The sequence below is a fragment of the Paenibacillus sp. S-38 genome (assembly GCF_049942825.1).
GTDB lineage: Bacteria > Bacillota > Bacilli > Paenibacillales > NBRC-103111 > Paenibacillus_G.
Genome location: NZ_CP187970.1, coordinates 6,221,746 through 6,245,618, shown reverse-complemented (window position 1 = coordinate 6,245,618; position 23,873 = coordinate 6,221,746). Strand labels below are relative to the sequence as shown.

3 protein-coding genes and 2 pseudogenes are annotated in these 23,873 nt (G+C 60.6%); all 5 read left to right on the top strand.

Annotation, left to right across the window (positions count from 1 at the left end; all coding sequences use genetic code 11):
* Positions 1 to 2: 2 nt before the first annotated feature.
* A pseudogene (locus ACP26L_RS27395) lies at positions 3 to 4,472 on the top strand (type I polyketide synthase); the annotation flags it as partial.
* Positions 4,446 to 7,892: pseudogene (locus ACP26L_RS27390) on the top strand (SDR family NAD(P)-dependent oxidoreductase); the annotation flags it as partial. The pseudogenes ACP26L_RS27395 and ACP26L_RS27390, both read left to right, overlap by 27 nt.
* A gap of 27 nt (positions 7,893 to 7,919) precedes the next feature.
* A complete protein-coding gene (locus ACP26L_RS27385) occupies positions 7,920 to 10,439 on the top strand; it encodes an SDR family oxidoreductase (RefSeq protein WP_426455110.1) in 2,520 nt (839 codons plus the stop codon).
* Positions 10,440 to 10,541: 102 nt separating this feature from the next.
* A complete protein-coding gene (locus ACP26L_RS27380; protein WP_426448175.1) occupies positions 10,542 to 16,337 on the top strand; it encodes an SDR family NAD(P)-dependent oxidoreductase in 5,796 nt (1,931 codons plus the stop codon).
* A gap of 33 nt (positions 16,338 to 16,370) precedes the next feature.
* Positions 16,371 to 23,861, top strand: coding sequence for a beta-ketoacyl synthase N-terminal-like domain-containing protein (locus ACP26L_RS27375; protein ID WP_426448173.1), 7,491 nt, complete (start codon positions 16,371 to 16,373; stop codon positions 23,859 to 23,861).
* The last annotated feature ends 12 nt before the right edge of the window (positions 23,862 to 23,873 follow it).

Below are 23,873 nucleotides of genomic sequence, written 5' to 3'. Positions count from 1 at the left end.
TCATGATAAGGACGATGATGCTCGAACCGAGCTGGACGGAACAAAGCATAGAACGGACGGCGCCGGAGATGCTCTATGCCGGCCATATCGTCATGCTCTGCGAACCCGGGGAGGCGCTGTACCGGAGCCTGTCCGGTGCGGGGAGCGGGGTCCGGTACGTCCGCCTGCATTCGGACGGGACCGGCGTGGCCGAACGCTACAAGGCTTATGTTCTGCAGGCGCTCGAAGAAGTGCAGTCCCTGCTGCGGAGCCGGCCGGAGGGCCGTGTGCTGGTACAGATCGTGACGGGGACCCAAGGGGAGAGGCAGCTGTACTCCGGACTGGAGGGGCTGCTGCGGACAGCGTGCCTGGAGAATCCGAAGCTGACCGGACAGCTGGTCGAAGTCGAGGCCTGGGAAGAGGCGGAGGCGCTGGAGAGGCTGCTCGCGGACAATGGACGGTACGGTGCGGCGGACGGCTGCATCCGTTATGCCGGAGGGAAGCGGTGGAATTCAGGCTGGACCGAGACCCGGGAGGCCGGGGAGGCCCAGATGCCGTGGAGAGAAGGCGGCGTCTATCTGCTGACCGGAGGGGCGGGCGGACTGGGACTGATCCTGGCGGAGGAGATCGCGGAACGCACGGCGGACGTGACCTTGATCCTGGCGGGAAGGTCGGCTGCCGGCGCAGCCCTGGAGGAGAAGCTGGCGAAGCTGCGGACGGCGGGAGCCCGGGCGGTCTACGAGCAGGCGGACATCACGCAGCGCGGTGCCGTGGAGAGCTTGATGACACGGGTCCGGGAGAAGTACGGCAGCCTGAACGGGGTGATCCATGGCGCGGGCGTCATCCGGGACAGCTTTATTCTGAAGAAGCGGCTGGAGGAAGCGGAGGAAGTGCTGGCGCCCAAAGTGGACGGGCTGATCTGCCTGGACGAGGCGACCGCGGGCATGAAGCTGGATTTCTTCATCCTGTATTCGTCGATGGCGGGGGCGACAGGCAATCCGGGACAGGCGGACTATGCGGCAGCGAACGCGTTCATGGACCGCTATGCCGCTTACCGCAACGAGCTCGTGCGTACGGGCCGCCGGCAGGGGCAGGGACACACCTTGTCCATCAACTGGACGCTCTGGAAGGAGGGCGGCATGCAGGTGGATCCGGAGACCGAGAAGCGGATGTCGGAGCATCTGGGCATCGAGGCGATGAGCAGGGAAACCGGCTTATCAGCGTTCTATGCAGCGCTGTCCTCCCGCAGGAGCCGGCTGTTCGTGCTGCATGGTGATCCAGCCAAATTGGATAAGCATGTTGTGAACGGGACCGGGTTCTTAGCAGACCGCGGGCCCCGTGCCCGGTCCGCTTCCGAAGTGAATCCGGAACTGTTAAGGAGCCGAACCTTAGCCAAGCTGAAGGCACTGTTCGGGGAAGCGGTCAAGCTTGGCGTGGATGATATCGATGCCTTGGAGCCCCTCGAGAGTTACGGGATGGATTCGATCCTCATTATGCATTTGAACCAAAAGCTCGAGCAAGTATTCGGCGCATGTTCCAAGACGATATGGTATGAATACCTGACGCTGGATGAGTTAACCGGCTACTTTGTTGCGCATTACCCTGATACGTGCATGGAATGGACTAAGCTGTACGCTGCCCCGCAGTTCTATGCGGAGCGGCAGGCCGAACCTTCGGGACCCCCGGAAACAGCCGCAGGTCCGACTCCACTAAGAAGAAGGCAGCCATCCCGCAGTATGGAAGCCCCGGCTTCGGACCGGAGAGTATCCGAGCCGATTGCCATTATCGGTATGAGCGGACGCTATCCTCAGGCGAGCAACCTTCGTGAATACTGGGCGAATCTGAAGTCGGGAAAAGACTGCATTGCGGACATTCCGGAAGAGCGGTGGCCGCTGGAAGGCTTTTACGATCCCGATCGCAAAAAGGCTTTTACGAGAGGGAAAAGCTACGGAAAATGGGGAGGCTTCGTGGAAGGGTTCGCGGAGTTCGATCCGTTATTTTTCGCAATTTCCCCCAAGGAAGCCGCCAATATGGATCCGCAGGAGCGGTTGTTCACCCAATGCTGCTGGGAAGCGCTGGAGGATGCGGGGTATACCCGGGAGCGGCTGGCAGGCCATCATAAGGGGCGGGTAGGCGTATATGCGGGCATTACCAAGACGGGGTTCGGATTATATGGTCCCGGCGTATGGGGCAGGGGCGAGGGGCTGTATCCCCATACTTCCTTCAGCTCCGTGGCGAACAGGGTGTCCTACCTGCTGAATCTGAAGGGCCCCAGTATGCCCGTGGACACGATGTGCTCCTCTTCCTTAACGGCAGTGCATATCGCCTGCGAGCACCTCCGGCACGGCGAATGTGAAGCGGCGATTGTAGGCGGAGTGAATTTATATCTTCATCCAACGAATTATGTGGAGTTAAGCGGGGCGCAGATGTTATCGGCCGACGGCAAATGCAAAAGCTTCGGGAAAGGGGCCAATGGATTCGTGCCCGGCGAAGGCGTAGGCGTATTCATCCTGAAACCGTTGTCCAAAGCTATTGCCGATCAGGATCAGATCTATGCCCAGATCCGGGGCACGCATATTAATCACGGGGGCAAAACTAACGGGTATACGGTGCCTAGCCCGGCGGCCCAAGGCGAACTGGTGCGGCAGGCGATTCGGAAGTCGGGGATTCCTGCCAGGGCGATCAGCTACATAGAAGCTCACGGAACGGGAACGGAGCTTGGCGATCCGATTGAAATTGCGGGGCTGACCCAAGCCTTCAGGGAAGATACGCAGGATACGGGCTTCTGTGCCATAGGATCGGTAAAAAGCAATATGGGCCACTTGGAAGCGGCGGCGGGGATTGCCGGGCTGACCAAGATTGTGCTTCAAATGAAGCATCAAACCTTGGTTCCGAGCCTGCATGCCCGGGAGCTGAACCCGAATATCCCGTTCCCCGAGACCCCCTTTGCGGTGCAGCAGGAACTTGCGGATTGGCGAAGGCCCCTTCTGGAATGGAATGGGGGGAAGCAAGAGTATCCGAGAATCGCCGGCATCTCTTCCTTCGGAGCCGGCGGGTCGAATGCCCATGTGGTGATAGAGGAGTACATCCCGCGTGAGCCTGCGAGGCCGGCCGCTCCGGTGACGGCGGAGCATCCTGCCGTGATCGTGCTGTCGGCCAAGACGGAGGAACGCCTGACCGAGCTGGTCCGCCAATGGGTGAGCGCGCTCGAAGAGCAGCGGTATGCGGATGAGCAGCTGGCGCAGATCGCCTGCACGCTGCAGACGGGCAGGGAAGCGATGGACGAGCGGCTGGGTCTGATCGTCACGTCAGTCGGGGAGCTGCAGGGGAAGCTGTCGGAATGGCTGCGCGATCCGGCGGGGACGGCGGATGTGTACAGAGGCCAGGCCCGGCGCAGCAAGGAGACGCTGGCGGCGTTCGTCACCGATGAGGATATGCAGGAAGCGGTAGAGAAGTGGATCGGCAAGCGGAAGTACGCCAAGCTGCTGGAGCTGTGGGTCAAGGGTGGAAGCGTCAACTGGAGCAGGCTGTACGGGGAGCATCCCCCGCACCGCATCAGCCTTCCGACGTATCCGTTCGCGAAGGAACGGTATTGGGTGCCGCAGCAGGCCAAAGCGCAGCCCGCGGGCAGCCGGGCAGCGGGTGCTGTGGAGGCGGCGCGCCTGCATCCGCTGCTGGGCGAGAATACATCGGATTTCACGCAGCAGCGGTACAGCACCGTATGGACCGGAGAGGAGTTCTTCCTGTCGGATCACCGGGTCAACGGGCGCAAGGTGCTGCCTGGGGCGGCTTACCTCGAGATGGCGAGGGCTGCGGTGGAGAAAGCGGCGGGCGCATCCGCCGTCCGGCTCAAGCATGTGGTGTGGGCGAGCCCGGTGGTCGCGGGAGACGGGCCGGTGCGCGTGCATATCGGGCTGTATCCGGAGGAGAACGGGGAGATCGGATTCGAGGTCTACCGTGAAGGGGAAGACGGAGAGACGGTGGTACACAGCCAGGGAAGAGCGGTGCCCTTCGAAGCTTCCGGCGCACCGGTCATCGACCTGCCCGCCGTCCAGGCGCAGTGCGGGGAGCGGCTGATCGCGGGCTCCGCATGCTACGAAGCGTTCGAGGCGATGGGGCTGTCCTATGGCGAGGCGCACCGGGGCATCGAGCGGATTCACGCGGGAGCGGGCCAAGTCTTGGCGAGGCTGACGCTGCCGGAAGGGATCCGGTCTACGCGGGAGCAGTACGTGATGCATCCTTCGCTGCTCGATGCGTCTTTGCAGTCCTGCATCGGTCTGGTGATGGGCACCGGGGCGGGAGACCGGCCGCTGCTGCCGTTTGCGCTGGAGGAGCTGGAGGTGTTCGGCCCGTGCACCGAAACGATGTGGGCCCGGGTTCGCGGCAGTGCCGGCCGGCAGGAGAGCAGCCGGGTCCAAAAGCTGGACATTGATGTGTGCGATGAGGAAGGCAGCGTCCGCGTTCACATGAAAGGGTTTACATACAGAGTACTCGATGGGGGGGCCGGCCTGGATGCTGCGGCTGCGCAGCAGACGCTTATCCTCGAACCGAGCTGGACGGAACAAAGCATAGAACGGACGGCGCCGGAGATGCTCTATGCCGGCCATATCGTCATGCTCTGCGAACCCGGGGAGGCGCTGTACCGGAGCCTGTCGGGTGCAGGGAGCGGGGTCCGGTACGTCCGCCTGCATTCGGACGGGACCGGCGTGGCCGAACGCTACAAGGCTTATGTTCTGCAGGCGCTCGAAGAAGTGCAGTCCCTGCTGCGGAGCCGGCCGGAGGGCCGTGTGCTGGTACAGATCGTGACGGGGACCCAAGGGGAGAGGCAGCTGTACTCCGGACTGGAGGGGCTGCTGCGGACAGCGTGCCTGGAGAATCCGAAGCTGACCGGACAGCTGGTCGAAGTCGAGGCCTGGGAAGAGGCGGAGGCGCTGGAGAGGCTGCTCGCGGACAATGGACGGCACGGTGCGGCGGACGGCTGCATCCGTTATGCCGGAGGGAAGCGGTGGAAGGCAGGCTGGACCGAGACCCGGGAGGCCGGGGAGGCCCAGATGCCGTGGAGAGAAGGCGGCGTCTATCTGCTGACCGGAGGAGCGGGCGGACTGGGACTGATTCTGGCGGAGGAGATCGCGGAACGTACGGCGGACGTGACCTTGATCCTGGCGGGAAGGTCGGCTGCCGGCGTAGCCCTGGAGGAGAAGCTGGCGAAGCTGCGGACGGCGGGAGCCCGGGCGGTCTACGAGCAGGCGGACATCACGCAGCGCGGTGCCGTGGAGAGCTTGGTGACACGGGTCCGGGAGAAGTACGGCAGCCTGAACGGGGTGATCCATGGCGCGGGCGTCATCCGGGACAGCTTTATTCTGAAGAAGCGGCTGGAGGAAGCGGAGGAAGTGCTGGCGCCCAAAGTGGACGGGCTGATCTGCCTGGACGAGGCGACCGCGGAGATGAAGCTGGATTTCTTTATCCTGTATTCGTCGATAGCGGGGGCGACAGGCAATCCGGGACAGGCGGACTATGCGGCAGCGAACGCGTTCATGGACCGCTATGCCGCTTACCGCAACGAGCTCGTGCGTACGGGCCGCCGGCAGGGACACACCTTGTCCATCAACTGGCCCCTCTGGAAGGAGGGCGGCATGCACATGGATGCAGAATCCGAGAAGATGCTGCTGCGCCAATCCGGCATGGTGCCGATGAGCACCGGTACCGGGCTGCGTCTGCTGTATGCGGCGATGGCGTCAGGCAGGCAGCAGGTGATGGTCGCGCAGGGACAAGGGGCGGCTATGAGGGATAAGCTGGTCGGGAAGAAGAAGCCGGCTGCGCCGCCGGTCCCGTCGGCAGCCGTCAGAGGGGACCAGAGTGATCTCCTTGTGGAGAAAGTACAGGGAATGCTGGTGCAGATGGTGTCCGGTATGCTGAAGGTAAAAGCCCAGGATGTGGTGATGGATATGGAGCTCAGCGAATACGGCTTCGATTCCATCACCCTGACCGAATTTGCCAATAAGCTTAATCTGGCATTCCGCTTGGAATTGACACCTACCGTCTTCTTCGAATTCTCCACCCTGCAGGATCTGGTGGCCTATCTCATCAGGGAGCACCGGGAACCGCTGGGCCAGACCCTGCACGCGGGCTCCCGGACGGAGGAACCGGTTTTGCCTGAGCCGGGACTTTCCGCAGAAGCGCTGCCCGAGGCTCCCGTCTTCCGGATTATAAGGCCCCGGTTTGCTCCCGCTCCGGCAGCGGCCGAACGGACAAGGCAGCAGATGCCGCTCAACGAGCCGATAGCGATTGTAGGCATGAGCGGGAAGTTCCCGATGGCGGAACAGGTGGAGGACCTGTGGAAGAACCTGGTGGAAGGGAAGGACTGCATCACCGAGATCCCGGGCAGCCGCTGGGACTGGAGAGATTACTATGGGGATCCTTCCCTAGGGGACAATAAAACGAATATCAAGTGGGGCGGTTTCATCGAGGGAGTCGATGAATTCGATCCGATGTTCTTCGGCATTTCGCCGCGGGAAGCCGAGCTGATGGATCCGCAGCAGCGGCTGCTGATGCTTTATGCCTGGAAGGCCATAGAGGATGCGGGGTATGCTGCGCAAAGTTTGTCCGGCACGAAGGTCGGCATGTTCATAGGGACCGGAAGCAGCGGGTACAGCGAACTCATCGCCGGGGCCCAAGTCGTCACAGAGGGCTTCTCCTCTACGGGAAAAGTCCCGTCCGTCGGACCGAACCGGATGAGTTACTTTCTGAACATTCATGGCCCGAGCGAGCCTGTCGAGACGGCATGTTCCAGTTCCCTCGTCGCCGTGCACCGGGCAGTCAACGCCATTCGAAGCGGAGAATGCGTGGCGGCTGTCGTGGGCGGGGTGAACACGATTGTAACGCCGGAGGAATATATCAGCTTCAGTAAAGCCGGCATGCTGAGCGATGACGGCAAGTGCAAGACGTTCTCTGCGAAGGCCAACGGTTATGTCAGAGGCGAAGGCGTTGGGATGATCTACTTGAAGACGCTGAGCGAAGCGGAACGGGCGGGAGACCATATCTACGGGGTCATCCTGGGAACTGACCAGAATCACGGCGGGCGGTCGAACTCGCTGACCGCTCCGAATCCCAAGGCGCAGGCCGAGCTGGTGAAATCCGCCTGGACGAAAGCCGGGGTCGATGTCCGGACCGCGAGTTATATCGAGGCCCACGGGACGGGGACGCCGCTCGGGGACCCCATCGAGATCAATGGACTGAAGATGGCCTTCAAGGAATTGACGGCATCGCCCGAAGACTTGGGAGCGGGGAGTACGCAGGCCTACTGCGGATTGGGTTCCATTAAAACCCATATCGGGCATCTCGAATTGGCTGCGGGGATCGCGGGTCTAATCAAGATCCTCCTCCAGATGAAGCACAAGACCCTGGTCAAGAATCTTCATCTGAACGAAATCAATCCCTACATTGATCTGACGGACAGTCCATTCTATCTCGTGGAAGAAACACGGGAGTGGAAGCCGCTGCAGGACCGCCTGGGCCGGGACCTGCCGCGAAGGGCAGGAGTCAGCTCCTTCGGATTCGGCGGTGCCAACGCCCATGTGGTGATAGAGGAATACATCCCGCGTGAGCCTGCGAGGCCGGCCGCTCCGGTGACGGCGGAGCATCCTGCCGTGATCGTGCTGTCGGCCAAGACGGAGGAACGCCTGACCGAGCTGGTCCGCCAATGGGTGAGCGCGCTCGAAGAGCAGCGGTATGCGGATGAGCAGCTGGCGCAGATCGCCTGCACGCTGCAGACGGGCAGGGAAGCGATGGACGAGCGGCTGGGTCTGATCATCACGTCAGTCGGGGAGCTGCAGGGGAAGCTGTCGGAATGGCTGCGCGATCCGGCGGGGACGGCGGATGTGTACAGAGGCCAGGCCCGGCGCAGCAAGGAGACGCTGGCGGCGTTCGTCACCGATGAGGATATGCAGGAAGCGGTAGAGAAGTGGATCGGCAAGCGGAAGTACGCCAAGCTGCTGGAGCTGTGGGTCAAGGGCGGAAGCGTCAACTGGAGCAGGCTGTACGGGGAGCATCCCCCGCGCCGCATCAGCCTTCCGACGTATCCGTTCGCGAAGGAACGGTATTGGGTGCCGCAGCAGGCCAAAGCGCAGCCCGCGGGCAGCCGGGCAGCGGGTGCTGTGGAGGCAGCGCGCCTGCATCCGCTGCTGGGCGAGAATACATCGGATTTCACGCAGCAGCGGTACAGCACCGTATGGACCGGAGAGGAGTTCTTCCTGTCGGATCACCGGGTCAACGGGCGCAAGGTGCTGCCTGGGGCGGCTTACCTCGAGATGGCGAGGGCTGCGGTGGAGAAAGCGGCGGGCGCATCCGCCGTCCGGCTCAAGCATGTGGTGTGGGCGAGCCCGGTGGTCGCGGGAGACGGGCCGGTGCGCGTGCATATCGGGCTGTATCCGGAGGAGAACGGGGAGATCGGATTCGAGGTCTACCGTGAAGGGGAAGACGGAGAGACGGTGGTGCACAGCCAGGGAAGAGCGGTGCCCTTCGAAGCTTCCGGCGCACCGGTCATCGACCTGCCCGCCGTCCAGGCGCAGTGCGGGGAGCGGCTGATCGCGGGCTCCGCATGCTACGAAGCGTTCGAGGCGATGGGGCTGTCCTATGGCGAGGCGCACCGGGGCATCGAGCGGATTCACGCGGGAGTGGGTCAAGTCTTGGCGAGGCTGACGCTGCCGGAAGGGATCCGGTCAACGCGGGAGCAGTATGTGATGCATCCTTCGCTGCTCGATGCGTCTTTGCAGTCCTGCATCGGTCTGGTGATGGGCACCGGGACGGGAGACCGGCCGCTGCTGCCGTTTGCGCTGGAGGAGCTGGAGGTGTTCGGCCCGTGCACCGAAACGATGTGGGCCCGGGTTCGCGGCAGCGCCGGCCGGCTGGATGACGGTGCGTACCGGGAGTTCGATCTGGAGTTGTGCGATGACCGGGGGACCGTCTGCGTGCGGATGAGTGGTTTCGCAGCCAGGGGACTGGAAGGGGAGCCGGCTTCCCGCAGTCCGCTTCCCGTCTTCCCATCCCCGGAGGGCGGGAATACGGGAGAGGCGTCCCCCGCCCAAAGTGTGCTCCTGGCCCCCGTATGGGAGCCGTTTGTATTCGAGGGCGACGCGGAGTTTCCGTTCTCCCCCCACCGGTTCGTCATGATCGGCGGCAGCGGGAAGTGCCGGGAGCAGGTGCTGGAGCGGTATCCGGAGGCGAAGATGCTCCGTATCGGAACAAGTTCAACGGTCGAGGAGATCATGCTCCAGCTTGAGGCCTGCGGACCGATAGAACATATTCTGTGGGCTGCGCCCGAAATATCGGGGAATCCCCTCTGGGATGAACCGCTTGTCGAGGGCCAGCAGCAGGGCGTTCTTCAAGTATTCCGGTTGGTGAAAAGCCTGCTTCAGTTGAACTATGGAGATCAGGCTCTGCAGTGGACGGTCGTCACGGAACAGGCACAGCCGGTCCATAAGTACGATAAGGCGGATCCCACCCATGCGAGTCTACACGGATTCATAGGGTCCATGGCCAAGGAATTCCCCCACTGGAAGATCCGTGTGATGGACGTGGACGGCGGGGAAGGGTGGCCGCTCTCCGCCATACTCGCCATGCCTGCAGACCCGCAGGGGAATCTGGCGGTCTACCGGGACGGCGAATGGTACCGGCAGGAGTTCATTCCCGTAACGGCAGCTCCGCCGGACGACTCAGCCTATAGGACCGGCGGCGTTTACGTCGTCATAGGCGGAGCAGGGGGGATCGGCGAAGCGTGGACTGAATATATGATCCGCACATACCAGGCCCGGATCCTATGGATTGGAAGACGGGCGCTCGATGCGGGTATCCAGAGCAAGTTGGACCGCTTGTCGGTGCTGGGGGCGGCACCCGAGTATATCCAGGCGGACGCTTCCGACCCTGAGGATTTAGCCCGCGCTTATCAAGAGATCAAGCGCAGGCATACGGCGATCCACGGGGTCATCCATTCTGCGATCGTGCTCTCGGACAAAAGTCTGGCCCATATGGATGAACCGCAGTTCGCGGCTGCCTTGGCGGCCAAGGTCGATGTCAGTGTCTGCCTGGCGGGAGTCTTCCGGCATGAACCGCTGGACTTTGTGGTATTCTTCTCTTCCTTCAATGCATTCACCAAGTCGCCGGGGCAGAGCAATTATGTCGCGGGATGTACGTTCAAGGATGCGTTCGCGCACCGGCTCTCCCAGGAATGGCCCTGCTCCGTGAAGATTATGAACTGGGGCTACTGGGGAAGCGTAGGGATCGTCTCCACGGATGCGTACCAGAAGCAGATGGACCGGCTCGGCATACGTTCCATCGAACCGGCCGAGGCCATGGCCTCCCTGGAACTGCTTCTCTCGGGACCTATGGATCAGATGGCCTTAATGAATACGTCGAATCCGATGGAGATCCAGGGAGTCAATTGGGCAGAGGTGATTACTTTTTAACAATAGAAGTGCCTTCCGGCTGCTGCGTCCTTGAAGAGGACATGGGCAGAAAAAAAAGTAAACGAGGAGATGCGAATGAATCCCATGGAACAATTGGGCTCAATGAGTAAGCCGATGGAATCGATGAATAGTCTACTTCTCCACTTGTTGGAAGGCCAGCTGCGGGACATGGGATGGCTGCAAGCGCTGCAAGACCCCGGTAAAGGCGGTGCGGACCTTCCCGCACGCCTTGGCATCAAGGGAATGTACGACAAGTGGCTGGCCGCAACTTCGGCCCTGCTCGCAGAGCATTCGGCCGCTGCCCCCGGGTCCACTGCTGCGGGGATGGAGGCCCTCTGGCAGGAGTGGGACCGCCAGAAGGCGGATTGGCTGGAGAACCCCAACGTGCGTACGCAGGCGGCCTTGGCGGATGCGATGATCCGGGCTCTTCCCGATATCCTTACCGGGAACAAGCTGGCCACGGACATCATGTTCCCGGACGGCGGAATGGAGAAGGTCGAGGGGATTTATAAAAATAACCTGGTTGCCGACCATTTCAATGCCGTCTTAGCGGAAGCCGCACGGCTATGGGTGAGCGAACGCATCGGGCAGGATTCCCGCGTTTCCCTGCGCATCCTCGAGATCGGGGCGGGTACCGGAGGAACCAGTGCGGCTGTGCTGCCTGTGCTGCGGCCGTATGCGCACGCCATCGGTGAATACTGTTACACCGACATCTCCAAGGCGTTTCTTCTCCATGCGGAGAAAGAGTACGGACCGCATTATCCCTTCTTAACCTACAGAGGGCTGAACATCGAAGAGCCGTTGGCCGCCCAAGGCATCCGGGAGAACGCGTACGATGCCGTCATTGCGACCAATGTGCTCCACGCGACCAGGAACATGAGGCATACGGTGCGTAACGCCAAAGCCCTTTTGAAGAAGGACGGTCTTCTCCTGATCAATGAGATTACGGAAAAATCGGTGTTCACGCACGTGACGTTCGGCTTACTGGCAGGATGGTGGGCATATGAAGACGCCTCATTGCGGATCCCGGGCTGTCCGGGATTATACCCGGATACTTGGCGGAAGGTGCTCCAATACGAAGGCTTCCGCTCGGTTTCCTTTCCGGCCGTGGAGGAGCACTCTTTGGGGCAGCAGGTTATTACGGCCGTCAGCGACGGAGTGATCCGGCAGAAGCGGTCTGTGAATGAGAGCGAATCCTCATCTAAGAGGGCGGCGGCAGCCTCGGTGACGGCGCCGAAGCCGGCGGCGGTGCGGGAACGCCAGCCCGTGAGGACGACAGCGGGGCTGGACGATGAGGAAAGGCTGCGCCGAAAAGGCGAAAGCTTCTTCAAGGAAGTGCTGGGCCGGATCCTGAAGGTACCTTCCGGCCAGATCGACGTCCACCGCCCGCTGGCGGACTACGGTCTGGATTCCATTCTGGTGATTCAAGCAACCAATGCATTGCGTAAAACCTGGAGCGATCTCGGGAGTACCTTGTTCTTCCAATATTCTACGGTCCATGCGCTGACGCAGCATTTTATGACAACCCGTAAGGAGTCGTTGGCTGAAGCAGTGGGGTTAGAGCCTGCAGCGGAGAAGCAGACGGAGGAGCACATGGAGCAGCGGGAGGGCATCCGCGGGCCTCTTCCTTCCGGCGAGGCTCCCCATCTATCCCGCTGGAGCCGCATAAGCCCGGTCATGTCCAAGGAATCGCCGGGACCCGTGCACGCCCATAGCCCGGATGTGGCGGTCATCGGTCTTGCCGGACGCTATGCCCAGGCACAGAACATCGGTGAATTCTGGCGTAATCTGAAGTCGGGGAAACATTGCATTACGGAAATTCCCGAGGACCGCTGGCGCTGGCAGGATTACGAACAACGCGCCCAAGGGGCGATTTATACCAAGTGGGGCGGATTCATTAAGGATATAGACAAGTTCGATCCCTTGTTCTTCCGGATCTCGCCGAGGGAAGCCGAGAAGATGGATCCGCAGGAGCGTCTGTTTCTTGAGACGGCTTATGCCTGTATCGAAGACGCGGGCTACACCCCGGATACCCTCGGCGGCAGCGGCAATGTCGGCGTATTCGTCGGCGTCATGAATGGCAACTACCCGACCGGGGCTGCGTATTGGTCCGTGGCGAACCGGGTCTCCTATGTGTTTAATTTTCGCGGGCCGAGCATGGCCGTCGACACGGCTTGCTCCTCTTCGCTGACTGCCCTTCATTTGGCAGTGGAAAGCCTGCACAGCGGAACAAGCGAATGCGTCATGGTAGGCGGGGTCAACTTGATTGTGGATCCGCAGCATTACCTGAGATTGGCCGAGCTCAACATGCTCTCTCCGGGGAGCCGGTGCAAGGCATTTGGAGATCAGGCGGATGGGTTTGTCGACGGGGAGGGCGTGGGGGCCGTTATTCTCAAGCCTCTGCATAAGGCGATAGCCGACCATGATCATATCTATGGTGTGATCAAAGGAACCATGCTGAACGGAGGGGGCAAAACCAACGGGTACACCGTACCCAACCCGGAGGCGCAGTTCCGGCTGGTCTCCGAAGCCATGCGGCGGGCGGGCATTCATGCGCGGAGCATCTCTTACGTGGAAGCTCACGGTACGGGGACGGCTCTCGGGGATCCCATCGAGATTGAAGGCTTGAAGATGGCCTTTGCGCGGGATACGGCGGATACGCAGTTCTGCTCGATCGGCTCGGTCAAGTCGAATATCGGGCATTGCGAGAGCGCGGCAGGCATGGCGGGGCTGTCCAAGGTGCTGCTTCAACTGAAATACCGCCAATTGGTGCCTTCTCTGCATTCGGGACAGCTGAATCCCCATATCGATTTCAGGCATACGCCGTTCCAGGTACAGCAGGATCTCGCCGAGTGGAGACGGCCGGTTGTTACGGCGGACGGCACCCGCAAGGAGTACCCGAGAAGAGCCGGCATCTCTTCCTTTGGCGCGGGCGGCGCCAACGCCCACGTGTTGATTGAGGAATATAGCGGGCAGGATGCCGCAGCGGGCATGGCAAGCCCGGAATCCTCTCCACGGAGGCCGGTGATGGTGGTATTGTCGGCCAAGAATGAGGAGCGCCTGGCCGAACGGGTGAGGCAGCTGCTTGCTGCTCTTGAGGAACAGCCGTATACAGACCGTGAGCTGGAAGATATCGCGTATACGCTACAGGTCGGAAGAGAGGCGATGGAAGAGAGGCTGGGCCTGCTTGCCGCCTCCGTGAATGAACTGGAACGGAAGTTGAGGGGGTATCTAGACAAGGGAACCGGTTCGGAAGACGTCTATAGAGGCCAGGTCAAGCGGCATAAGGAGACCTTGGTTCCGCTGGACCTGGATGAGGACATGGCCGAGGTGATCGAGAAGTGGATCGGGAAGGGCAAGTACGCTAAGCTGCTTCAATTATGGGTGAAGGGACTCCACCTGGATTGGAGCAAAGCCTATGCGCAGCACCGGCCCCGCCGGATCAGCCTGCCGGCCTATCCGTTTGCCGGCGACTCATATTGGACAGCCAAGCCTGAGGCGGCCAGGCCCTGGGAACGGCAGGGCGCTGGCGCGGCGGTTGTGCCGCTCCTCCATCCTTTGCTCCACCGTAATTCGTCCGTTCTGTGGGAGCAGCGGTTTACCTCCGTCTTTACGGGGGATGAATTTTTTCTGGCGGACCACAAGGTACTCGGCCGAAGGGTTTTGCCGGGTGTGGCCTACCTGGAGATGGCGCGCAAGGCCGCCCAGGTATCGGTCGAGCGAAGTGATGAAGAACCGGCATTGAAGCTGAAGCATGTGACCTGGACCCGTCCCGTGACGGTAGACCAAGAGCCGGTGCAAGTGCATATCAGGCTCCTTCCCGAGGAGAACGACGAAATACGTTATGAGATCTACGGTCCGGTTCCGGGCCCGGGGGAGGAGACGGTGACCTACTCCCAAGGCACGGCGAGCGTGGGTCTGCGGCCCGAGCCCTTCCATATCGATCTCTCCGCTCTACGCGGCAGCTGCGATCAGGGGATCGTAACGGCAGCCGAATGCTATGCGGCGTTCGAGGCGCTGGGACTCGGTTATGGCCCTGCGCTTCAGGGGATCGAGACGCTCTATAGAGGGCGGGACCAAGTATTGGCCCGATTGTCGCTGCCCCCTCTGCCGGCGGATAAGCGGAGCCCATATGTGCTTCATCCGAGCGTCATGGATTCGGCTCTGCAGGCCTCGATCGTCCTGATGACCGAAGCCCGGGGAGAGCCGGGCGCCGGCAGCCTTGCGCTGCCTTTTGCCGTGCAGGAGATGGAAGTGCTGGCGGCATGTGCATCCAGCATGTGGGCCTGGGTCCGCTACAGCGAGGGCGCGCGGAGGGATCAGAAAGCCATCAAGCTGGATATCGATCTTTGCGATGATCTAGGGAAGGTGTGCGTAAGCCTGAGGGGATTCTCCTCCCGGGCTGCGGACAGCTCTGTACCCTCTAAGGCGTCTTCTTCTTCAACTGAATGGAATTCCTTGCCGTCCGCTGTCCCGGAGACCGCCGCGGCCGAGGAGGAGAGGCCCGTGGAAACGGTGCTCTTGACCCCTGTGTGGGAACCGTGGCCCTTGGAGTATGAGGAACAGCTCTCCCTCCCCGGTTCCCGGCTGGTCATGATCGGCGGGACGGAAGAGCGGTGGCGCCAAGTGCGGGAGTACGATCCGGACGCCCAGGTACTGCCTATGGAAGCGGGCAGCACGGTTGAAGAGATGACACGGATGCTGGAGGATTACGGCTGGATTGATCACATCTTGTGGATCGCCCCGGGCTATGCCGAGCGGTCCGTCCTGGAGGACGCCTTGGTCGAGGAACAAGAAGCAGGAGTTCTCCATGCCTTCCGGATGGTCAAGAGCCTGCTCGCTCTCGGCTATGAAACGAGAGACTTGCGATGGACTGTTGTTACGCAGCAATCCCAACCGATTCACAAGTATGATCCTATCAATCCGACCCATGCCAGCCTGCACGGGTTCGTGGGCTCCATGGCCAAGGAATATCCGCATTGGCACGTAGCTCTCGCAGATCTGGAGGGCCATGCGGCTTGGCCCCTAACCGAGCTCCTGGGCCTCCCGGGCGAGGCGGATGGCAGCCTGAGCGTGTACCGGGACGGGCAATGGCATCGGCAGGAATTGGTTCCCGTACAAGCCAGCCCCATGGAGTCGACGCTCTACAAGGATGAGGCCGTCTATGTCGTCATCGGGGGAGCCGGAGGGATCGGGGAAGCCTGGAGCGAGTACATGATCCGTACTTATCGGGCGCGGATCATCTGGATTGGCAGGCGTGAGCCGGATGCGGCTATTGCGCAGCGGCAGGAACGGCTGTCGAAGATCGGTCCTGCGCCGGTATATATTGCCGCAGACGCCTCCGATCCGGAGGACCTGCAGCGCGCGTACCAGGAGATCAAGGGGCAGTTTGAACGGATCCATGGCGTGATCCATTCCGCCATTGTCCTGTCGGACAAGAGCCTGGCCCAGATGGAAGAGCAGCAGTTCCGGGCGGTGCTTGCCGCGAAGATCGACGTCAGTGTGGCCATGGCGAAAGTATTCCGCAAGGAGCCGCTGGACTTTGTCCTGTTCTTCTCTTCCTTTAATTCCTTTACGAAAGCGCCGGGACAAAGCAATTATGTCGCGGGCTGCACGTTCAAGGATGCCTTCGCGCACCAGCTCTCCCTGGAGTGGCCATGCGTGGTGAAGGTGATGAACTGGGGCTACTGGGGAAGCGTCGGGATTGTCGCCTCGGACGCTTACCAAAAGCAGATGGACCGGCGGGGGATTCGATCCATCGAACCTGCGGAAGCCATGGCAGCCCTGGAAGTGCTCTTGTCCGGACCGGTAAACCAGTTGGCGATGATGAAAACGGAGGCTCCTCAAGACATCCGGGGAGTGAACTGGGAGAAAGCGATCGCGTGCTATTCCGTATAACGGTACCTATCACTGCCAATTGGAGGGATGACCATGAACAATGACGAGCGGTTTCAAATCTACACCCGGCACTTGGAAGCGGTAAACCGGCTGCTGGCCAGGTTGTTATGGGGGCACCTGCATACCATGGGATTGCTGACGGGGCATCCCGCGGACCAAGGGACTCCGCAGCCCAAGGGAATAAAGGATATGTATTGCAGGTGGTTGGATGAAAGTCTGGCAGTCTTGCGGCGCCATCAGCTTCTGGGGCTTCAGCCCCCCGCATTGCATGAACTCTGGAACGAGTGGGACCGCTCCAAGACCGCATGGCTGGAGAACATGAACCTAAGGGCGCAGATTGTTCTGGTCGAAGCCACGTTAAGGGCTCTGCCGGATATTCTTACGGGAAGGGTACCGGCTACGGATGTGATGTTCCCCAAAGGCACGATGAAACTCGTGGAAGGCATCTACAAGCACAACCTGGTAGCCGATTACTTCAATGAAGTCTTGTCGGGGGCGGTGCTGGATCTGGTGCAGAACCGGCTTCGCCAAGACCCGGGCAAGCGGATGCGGATCCTGGAGATCGGGGCCGGCACCGGCGGGACGAGCTCCATGGTCCTAAGCAAGCTGCAGCCGTATGCGGATGGCATTCAGGAGTATTGTTATACGGATATTTCCAAGGCCTTCCTGAAGCACGGCGAGCTTCACTACGGAGATCAGCATCCCTATCTTACCTTCCGCGTGCTGAATATAGAGGAGCCGGTCAGCGGACAGGGCATCGATACGGGCGGCTATGATCTGGTCATTGCGGCCAACGTACTGCATGCCACCAAGAATATTCGGCAGACCCTCCGAAATGCCAAAAGCATTGTCAAAAACAACGGATCGATCCTTCTCAACGAGCTTACGGACAGCACCCTGTTTACCCACCTTACGTTCGGGCTCCTGGAGGGATGGTGGAAGTATGAGGATGCTTCCCTGCGTATTCCCGGCTGCCCGGGGTTGTATCCCCTTCAATGGAAGAAAGTGCTGGAGATGGAAGGGTATAAAGACGTCTTCTTTCCCGCCAAGGATATGGAGGCGTATGGCCAGCAGATTATTGCCGCCCGCAGTGACGGGATGGTGCAACTGAAGCAGGCCATGCACCCGAACCGGGCCGCCGCGGGAAGCATGCAGACTTTCCGACAGCGGCCGGAAGCGCTGGAGTCGGTTCCTCCATCGCGGACCGGCGGCGGGGGAACGGACGCATCGGCCGTGTCTTATGTCAAGCGGACGATCGTAGAGAAACTATCGGAAACCTTGAAAGTAAAGCCCGGTCTGATCGATCCGGGGGAGTCTTTTGCCGATTACGGCGTGGATTCGATCACAGGAGTACAGCTGGTCTTAAGTATCAACCAGACGCTGGGGATCGAATTGGAGAGTACGGATCTCTTCGATTACAGCTCCGTCCATCAATTGGCCGTTTATATTATGGACCGGCACAAGGGCGCAGCTGCCGCCCAGCTGCTGCAGCGTACTGAAGCGGGGCAACCGGCACCGGGGCTGCCGGGGCTCGGGCAGGAAGCGTCAGGACCCGCTTCGAACCGGACGCTGTACGGACGCAGGGGGGGAGCCCCGGCAGCGCCGGAGAGCCCGGGTCGCGTCGGGCAGCAAGATCAGGCTCCGGTCCCGGGAACACCCGGGCCGGATCAGGTGAAGGCAACCCTTCTGCAGAAGGTATCCGAATGCCTGAAGGTACCGCTCCGCATGATCGATCCGGATGATTCCTTCTCCGACTATGGCGTGGATTCGATCACGGGTGTGCAGCTCGTGCAGAGCATCAATAAGGCGTTGCAGATCGAATTGGAAAGCACGGATCTCTTCGACTACAGCACCGTCAACCAATTGGCCGATCATATTCAATCCTTCTACACCCCGGTAAGGATCAGGCCTGCCGCTGAATCTTCGGACAGAGCGGACCTGGGGGCTGCCCCTCCCGTACTTGCGGGGAGGGAACAGTCGCGAGCGGCTTATTCCGATCTGCCGCGAAGGGGAATCGGCTCGCCGGTGAACCCGCCGGAACGGATAACCCGAGGGGGAACGGAAGGAAAAGAAATTGCGGTCATCGGCATAAGCGGGCGGTTCGCCGGCTCGGATGATGTGCATGCGCTCTGGGAGCACCTGGCGAACGGGAGGGATCTGACGCAGGAAGTCACCCGCTGGGATCTGTCTGCCCTCTACTCGCCGGGGACCCCATACTGCAACCGGGGCGGGTTTATAGAGGGCATCGACCGGTTCGATCCGATGTTCTTCAACATCACCGGCTTGGAAGCAGCGTACATGGATCCGCAGCAGCGCATTTTCCTCGAGGAATCGTGGAAGGCACTGGAGGATGCCGGTTATGCGGGAGCGGGCATGCAGGGCAAGTCCTGTGGCGTCTATGTAGGCTGCGGCCCTTCGGATTACGCGAAGCTGCTCGGGGACCAGCCGCCGGCTCAAGCCTTCTGGGGGAATGCCAGCTCTATTATTCCGGCGAGGATCGCCTACTACCTCGATCTGCAGGGGCCCGCTATCGCAGTCGATACGGCATGCTCCAGCTCTCTGGCAGCGATTCATCTGGCCTGCCAGGGATTATGGGCAGGGGAGACCGAGATGGCGCTGGCCGGCGGTATTTTTGTACAAACGACCCCGGACTTCTATCTGTATTCCAACCGGGCGGGGATGTTGTCCCCTTCGGGACGGTGCTATGCCTTTGATCACCGGGCGGACGGGTTTGTGCCGGGAGAAGGGGCGGGCGTCGTGGTACTGAAGCGCCTCCGCGATGCCCAGGCGGACGGAGATCACATCTATGGGGTTATCCGGGGAACGGCGATGAATCAGGATGGATCCACGAATGGAATTACGGCGCCCAGCGCCCTGTCTCAAGAAAGGCTGGAGCGGGCCGTATACGATACGTTCGGACTTCATCCGGAGGAGATTCAGGTGGTGGAGGCGCATGGGACCGGCACGCAGTTGGGCGATCCGATCGAATACAAGGCGTTAACCCGGGCCTTCGGCAAATATACGGAGAAGACGAACTATTGTGCTCTGGGCACTGTCAAAAGCAGCATCGGTCATACCCAATACGCATCCGGTGTGGCGGGTCTGATCAAAGTGCTTCTTTCGCTGAAGCATAAGCAGATCGTGCCTTCCCTGCATTACGAGAAGACGAACGCCAATATTCGGACGGAGGGAAGCCCGTTCTATGTGAACCGGCAGCTGCTGCCGTGGCCGGCCGCCCCCCGCACGAAGCGGCGCGCAGCGATCAGTTCGTTTGGCTTCAGCGGGACGAACGTGCACATGGTGATCGAAGAAGCCCCGGATATCCAGCGTTTCCACGAGTCCAGGCCTGCTTATCTCATCGCTCTGTCGGCCCGGACCGAAGAGCAGCTGCGCCGGCAGGTCACACAGCTCGCCGGATTTTGTGCCCAGGAGCCGGATCTCGACTGCGGGAATATGAGCCATACTCTTCTGACGGGCCGCAAGCACCTGGCTTACCGATGGGCTTGCACGGTCCGCAGCCTGCCGGAGCTTATGGCGGTATCGACGAAGTGGCTCGAGCAGGGGAGCAGTCCCCGGGTATTCACCACGCTCGTGCCGCAGGGACCCGTGCCGCAGGAGGAACGCGAGCGGCTGGAGCAGTACGGCAACGAGTGCATCCGCCGATGCGCAGGCGAATTTCAGGCGCAAACCTACATGGACGATTTGGCCGAGGCCGCCGAATTGTTCGTGCAGGGGTGCGAGCTTGAGTTCCATGCGTTGTTCAACCAGGGGGAATACTCCCGGATCCCGCTGCCAACCTACCCGTTCGGGAAAGAGAGATACTGGGTGCCTGAGAACGGTCTCTCATCCGAACAGCGTGAGCCTTCTGCATCCGTACGGCCAAGCCGTGCTTCCCTTGCGTCCGAACAGCGCAGATTCAGCTGGATGACCAAGCATTGGGAACCCGCGCCGGTATGGGCCGAACCCCGCGGACTGAACGGAAGCGTGGCTGTCCTGACCACAGAGGAAACACGGCCGCTCGCGGAGCTTATTGCCCGCTTTCTCCCGGAGGCCAGGGCGGTATATGTGGACGGGCTGCAGGCCGAGCTGCAGCAGCCGGATCACGTGTGGGGACGGTATATCGGATGCATCGACTTGATCGGCTGCGGAAGGGAAGGCACATCCGAAGTCCATTGGATCGCGTGGCTGCAAAAGTTGATCGAGTACGGACAAAGGGAGCATTTCATGATGCTGTGCGTTACCCGCTCTCTGGAGTCCTATCGGAACGAGACCGTCAATATGGCAGGCGCCTTGCGCGTAGGATTGTACCGTATGCTGCAAAGCGAGTACAGTTATGTCCGCTCCCGGCATATGGACGGTGAGCTCGCGGCGGCCGACGCCATCCTGGCCGAACAGATTGCGCAGGAGTTCCTCGCCGCAAACGACGATACGGAAGTTTGTTACCGCAGCGGTACGAGGTACCGGGCTCTGCTGCAGGAAGCGGAGGAATACGGGATGCCGGCCGGCACCCGCCGGAGCTTCCCGGAACGCCATGTATTATGGATTACCGGAGGAACGAAGGGCCTCGGCTTGCTGTGCGCCCGGCACTTCGTGAAGCACTACGGGGTAAAACAATTGGTGCTCTCCGGCAGGGAGATGCTGCCGCCGAGGGACCAGTGGGACGCCTACGAGGGGCAGAATACGGCGGCCGCCCAAAAAATCCGCTCCATCCGGGACATTGAGAACGAGGGCGTGGAAGTCTTTGTTCTATCGGTTGATTTGGGCGATGTTCAGGCCATGCGCGCGAGTGTGGACAGTGTCAAGCGCTTTATGGGACCGATCGGGGGGGTCATCCATTGCGCGGGGCTGGCCGACCTTGAGAATCTGGCCTTTATCCGAAAATCGCCTGAAGTCATCGGTCAAGTGCTCAATCCGAAGGTTATGGGCCTGGATGTCATGTATCATAGCTTTCAGAACGAGCCTCTGCAATTCTTTGTGCTGTACTCCTCGGTCTCGGCGATTATTCCAACGCTTGGAGCCGGGATAAGCGATTATGCCATGGCCAATGCGTATATGGATTATTTTGCCGAATCCAAAGCGGCCTCCTGCCCGATCGTCAGCATCCAGTGGTCGAGCTGGAGAGAAGTGGGGATCGGGGAAGTGACCAGTCTTCCTTATAAGCAAACAGGGATGCTGAGCATGTCCAACGAAGAAGGGCTGTCCATGCTCGACCGCATTCTGGCATTGAAGCGGCATACGGTGGTGCTTCCCGCGCTCGTGAATTCGGCCGTGTGGGAACCCGGGCAGCTGCTGGCCCGCCGCAGAATCCAATCCGAAGACCAGCAGGAAGCCGTGCTGCAGACGGATAGCTCACCTGCGGGAGCTGCGGCGGACGGGAACGACGGCGGCGGTCTGGTTCAAGCGGCGCAAGCCTGGCTGGTCTCGCTGTTCTCCAAGGAGCTGAGGATGGACGCGTCGGAATTCGGGCCGGATATTGCGTTCCAACAGTACGGGATGGACTCTATTCTGTTGGCGCAGGTCATTACACGGATGGATTATGAACTGGAAGAGGTGGCGCTCGACCCGTCCATCATCTTGGAATATCCGACAATGCGGACCCTGGCGGGGTACTTAGCGGCAGCCTACCCTGACGTATTACGGAAGCGGCTGGCTCCGCAAGGGCAGCAGAACTCCTCCCCCAGCCGGCGCTTACCGGAGGAGACAGGCGCATCTGCCGCTTCGGCGGGCTATGCGGGTGACCTTCTCCAGGACACGGAAGCCTGGCTGATTGCCTTGTTTGCCAAAGAACTGCGGGTCGACGCCTCGGAGTTTCGGCCGGATATCCCGTTTCAACAGTATGGAATGGACTCCATTCTGTTGGCGCAGGTGATCACAAGAATGGATTACGAGCTGGACGAAGTGGCGCTTGATCCCTCCCTCATCCTGGAGTATCCGACGATGAGAGGCTTGGCTGCGCACTTGTCGCGAACCTATCCGGATGTGCTGAGGGCACGCTTGTCTAAGGAGGCGGCTCCGCCGGCAGGGCCGGCACGGCTTCAAGTTAGCCAAGAGCCGTACATTTCGCCTGTGCCCGGCGTGAATTCGCCGGCCGATTCCCCTAAGCGGCGTACGGATGATCAGGAGTTCAGGGGCAAGATCGCCGTGGTGGGAGTGGATTGCCAGTTCCCGGATGCCTCCGATAAGACGGAGTATTGGGAGAATCTGAAAGGGGCCAAAGACAGCATCCGGCCGGCTCCGGCTAACCGGTGGGACCGGGAGAAGGAGCATCCCGTTGCGAGGCGAATCCATAAGGTCGGGGCGTTCCTGGATCAGATCGAAGAGTTCGATCCTTCATACTTCCAGATCCCCGAGTCTCTCGCGGTGCAGCTTGATCCCCTGCAGCGCAAAATTCTCGAATGCGGGGCCGGTGCCCTGGCCGATGCAGGCTACGGGAAAGAAGAGCTGTGGAACCGGCAAGTCGGCGTTTTCATTGGGGCTAGAACAAGCACCTATTATCAGAAGCTGGGGAGAGCCGACAAGGATACGATCGTGGGCGTCGGCCAAAACTTCATCGCGGCGCACTTGTCGCATGTCTATAATTTCAAAGGCCCCAACATGATCGTCGACACGGCATGCTCGAGTTCCTTGACGGCGATTCATATGGCTGCCAAGAGCATCTTGAACGGGGAGAGCGAAATGGCGCTGGCCGGCGGGGTGGATATCATCCTGGACGAATCGATTTACGTCCTGCTCAGTACGGCCAACATCTTATCGCCGGATGGCCGCTGTCAGTCCTTCAGCGCGAACGCCAACGGGATTGGGGTTGGGGAAGGCTGCGGCGTCGTCGTCCTCAAGCCGCTCCATCAGGCGATACAGGATAACGACAAGATTTATGGCGTTATCGACGGGTCGGCTATTAATAATGACGGCAACACAATGGGCATTACTACCCCGAATCCCGAGGCACAGAAGGAGCTGATCGAGAAGGCCATTGCCGATGCGAAGATTCACCCCGGAAGCGTCAGTTACGTGGAGACGCATGGGACCGGTACCTTGATCGGAGACCCGATCGAATTGAAAGCATTGACGAGCGTCTTTTCGAAATACACGGAGAAAAGGCAATATTGCGGCGTCGGCAGCGTCAAGAGCAATATCGGACATTTGATCAGCGCGGCGGGCGTAGCGAGCTTCATTAAAGTGCTGCTTTCCTTGGTTCATGAAGAGCTTCCGCCTACGCTGCACTGCAGCATCCCGAATCCGAGGTTTCAGTTTGACGATTCCCCCTTCTATATCGTCCAGGAGCATACCAAGTGGACGAGCGATGGCCCTGTATTGCGGGCAGGGATCAGTTCCTTCGGTCTTGGAGGCAACAACGCCCACATCATCGTCAGTAATGAAGGCATACCGGTGACGCATCGGGCTTCCCTTGCCTCAAGAAAGCCGGTCATTTCCTTTAACCGCAAACGGTATTGGCCGGAATCCAAGGCGGTTCCTCCAACGAGTGGGGAGTTCGCCGCTTTTTTTGAGACGGTAGAGGTTGAATAAAGGGGCTGGATA

Excerpts from the sequence above, each read along its gene's own strand:
- ACP26L_RS27385 (WP_426455110.1), top strand. The coding sequence starts at position 7,920 with ATGCAGGAAGCGGTAGAGAAGTGGATCGGCAAGCGGAAGTACGCCAAG.
- ACP26L_RS27380 (WP_426448175.1), top strand. The coding sequence starts at position 10,542 with ATGAGTAAGCCGATGGAATCGATGAATAGTCTACTTCTCCACTTGTTG.
- ACP26L_RS27375 (WP_426448173.1), top strand. The coding sequence starts at position 16,371 with ATGAACAATGACGAGCGGTTTCAAATCTACACCCGGCACTTGGAAGCG.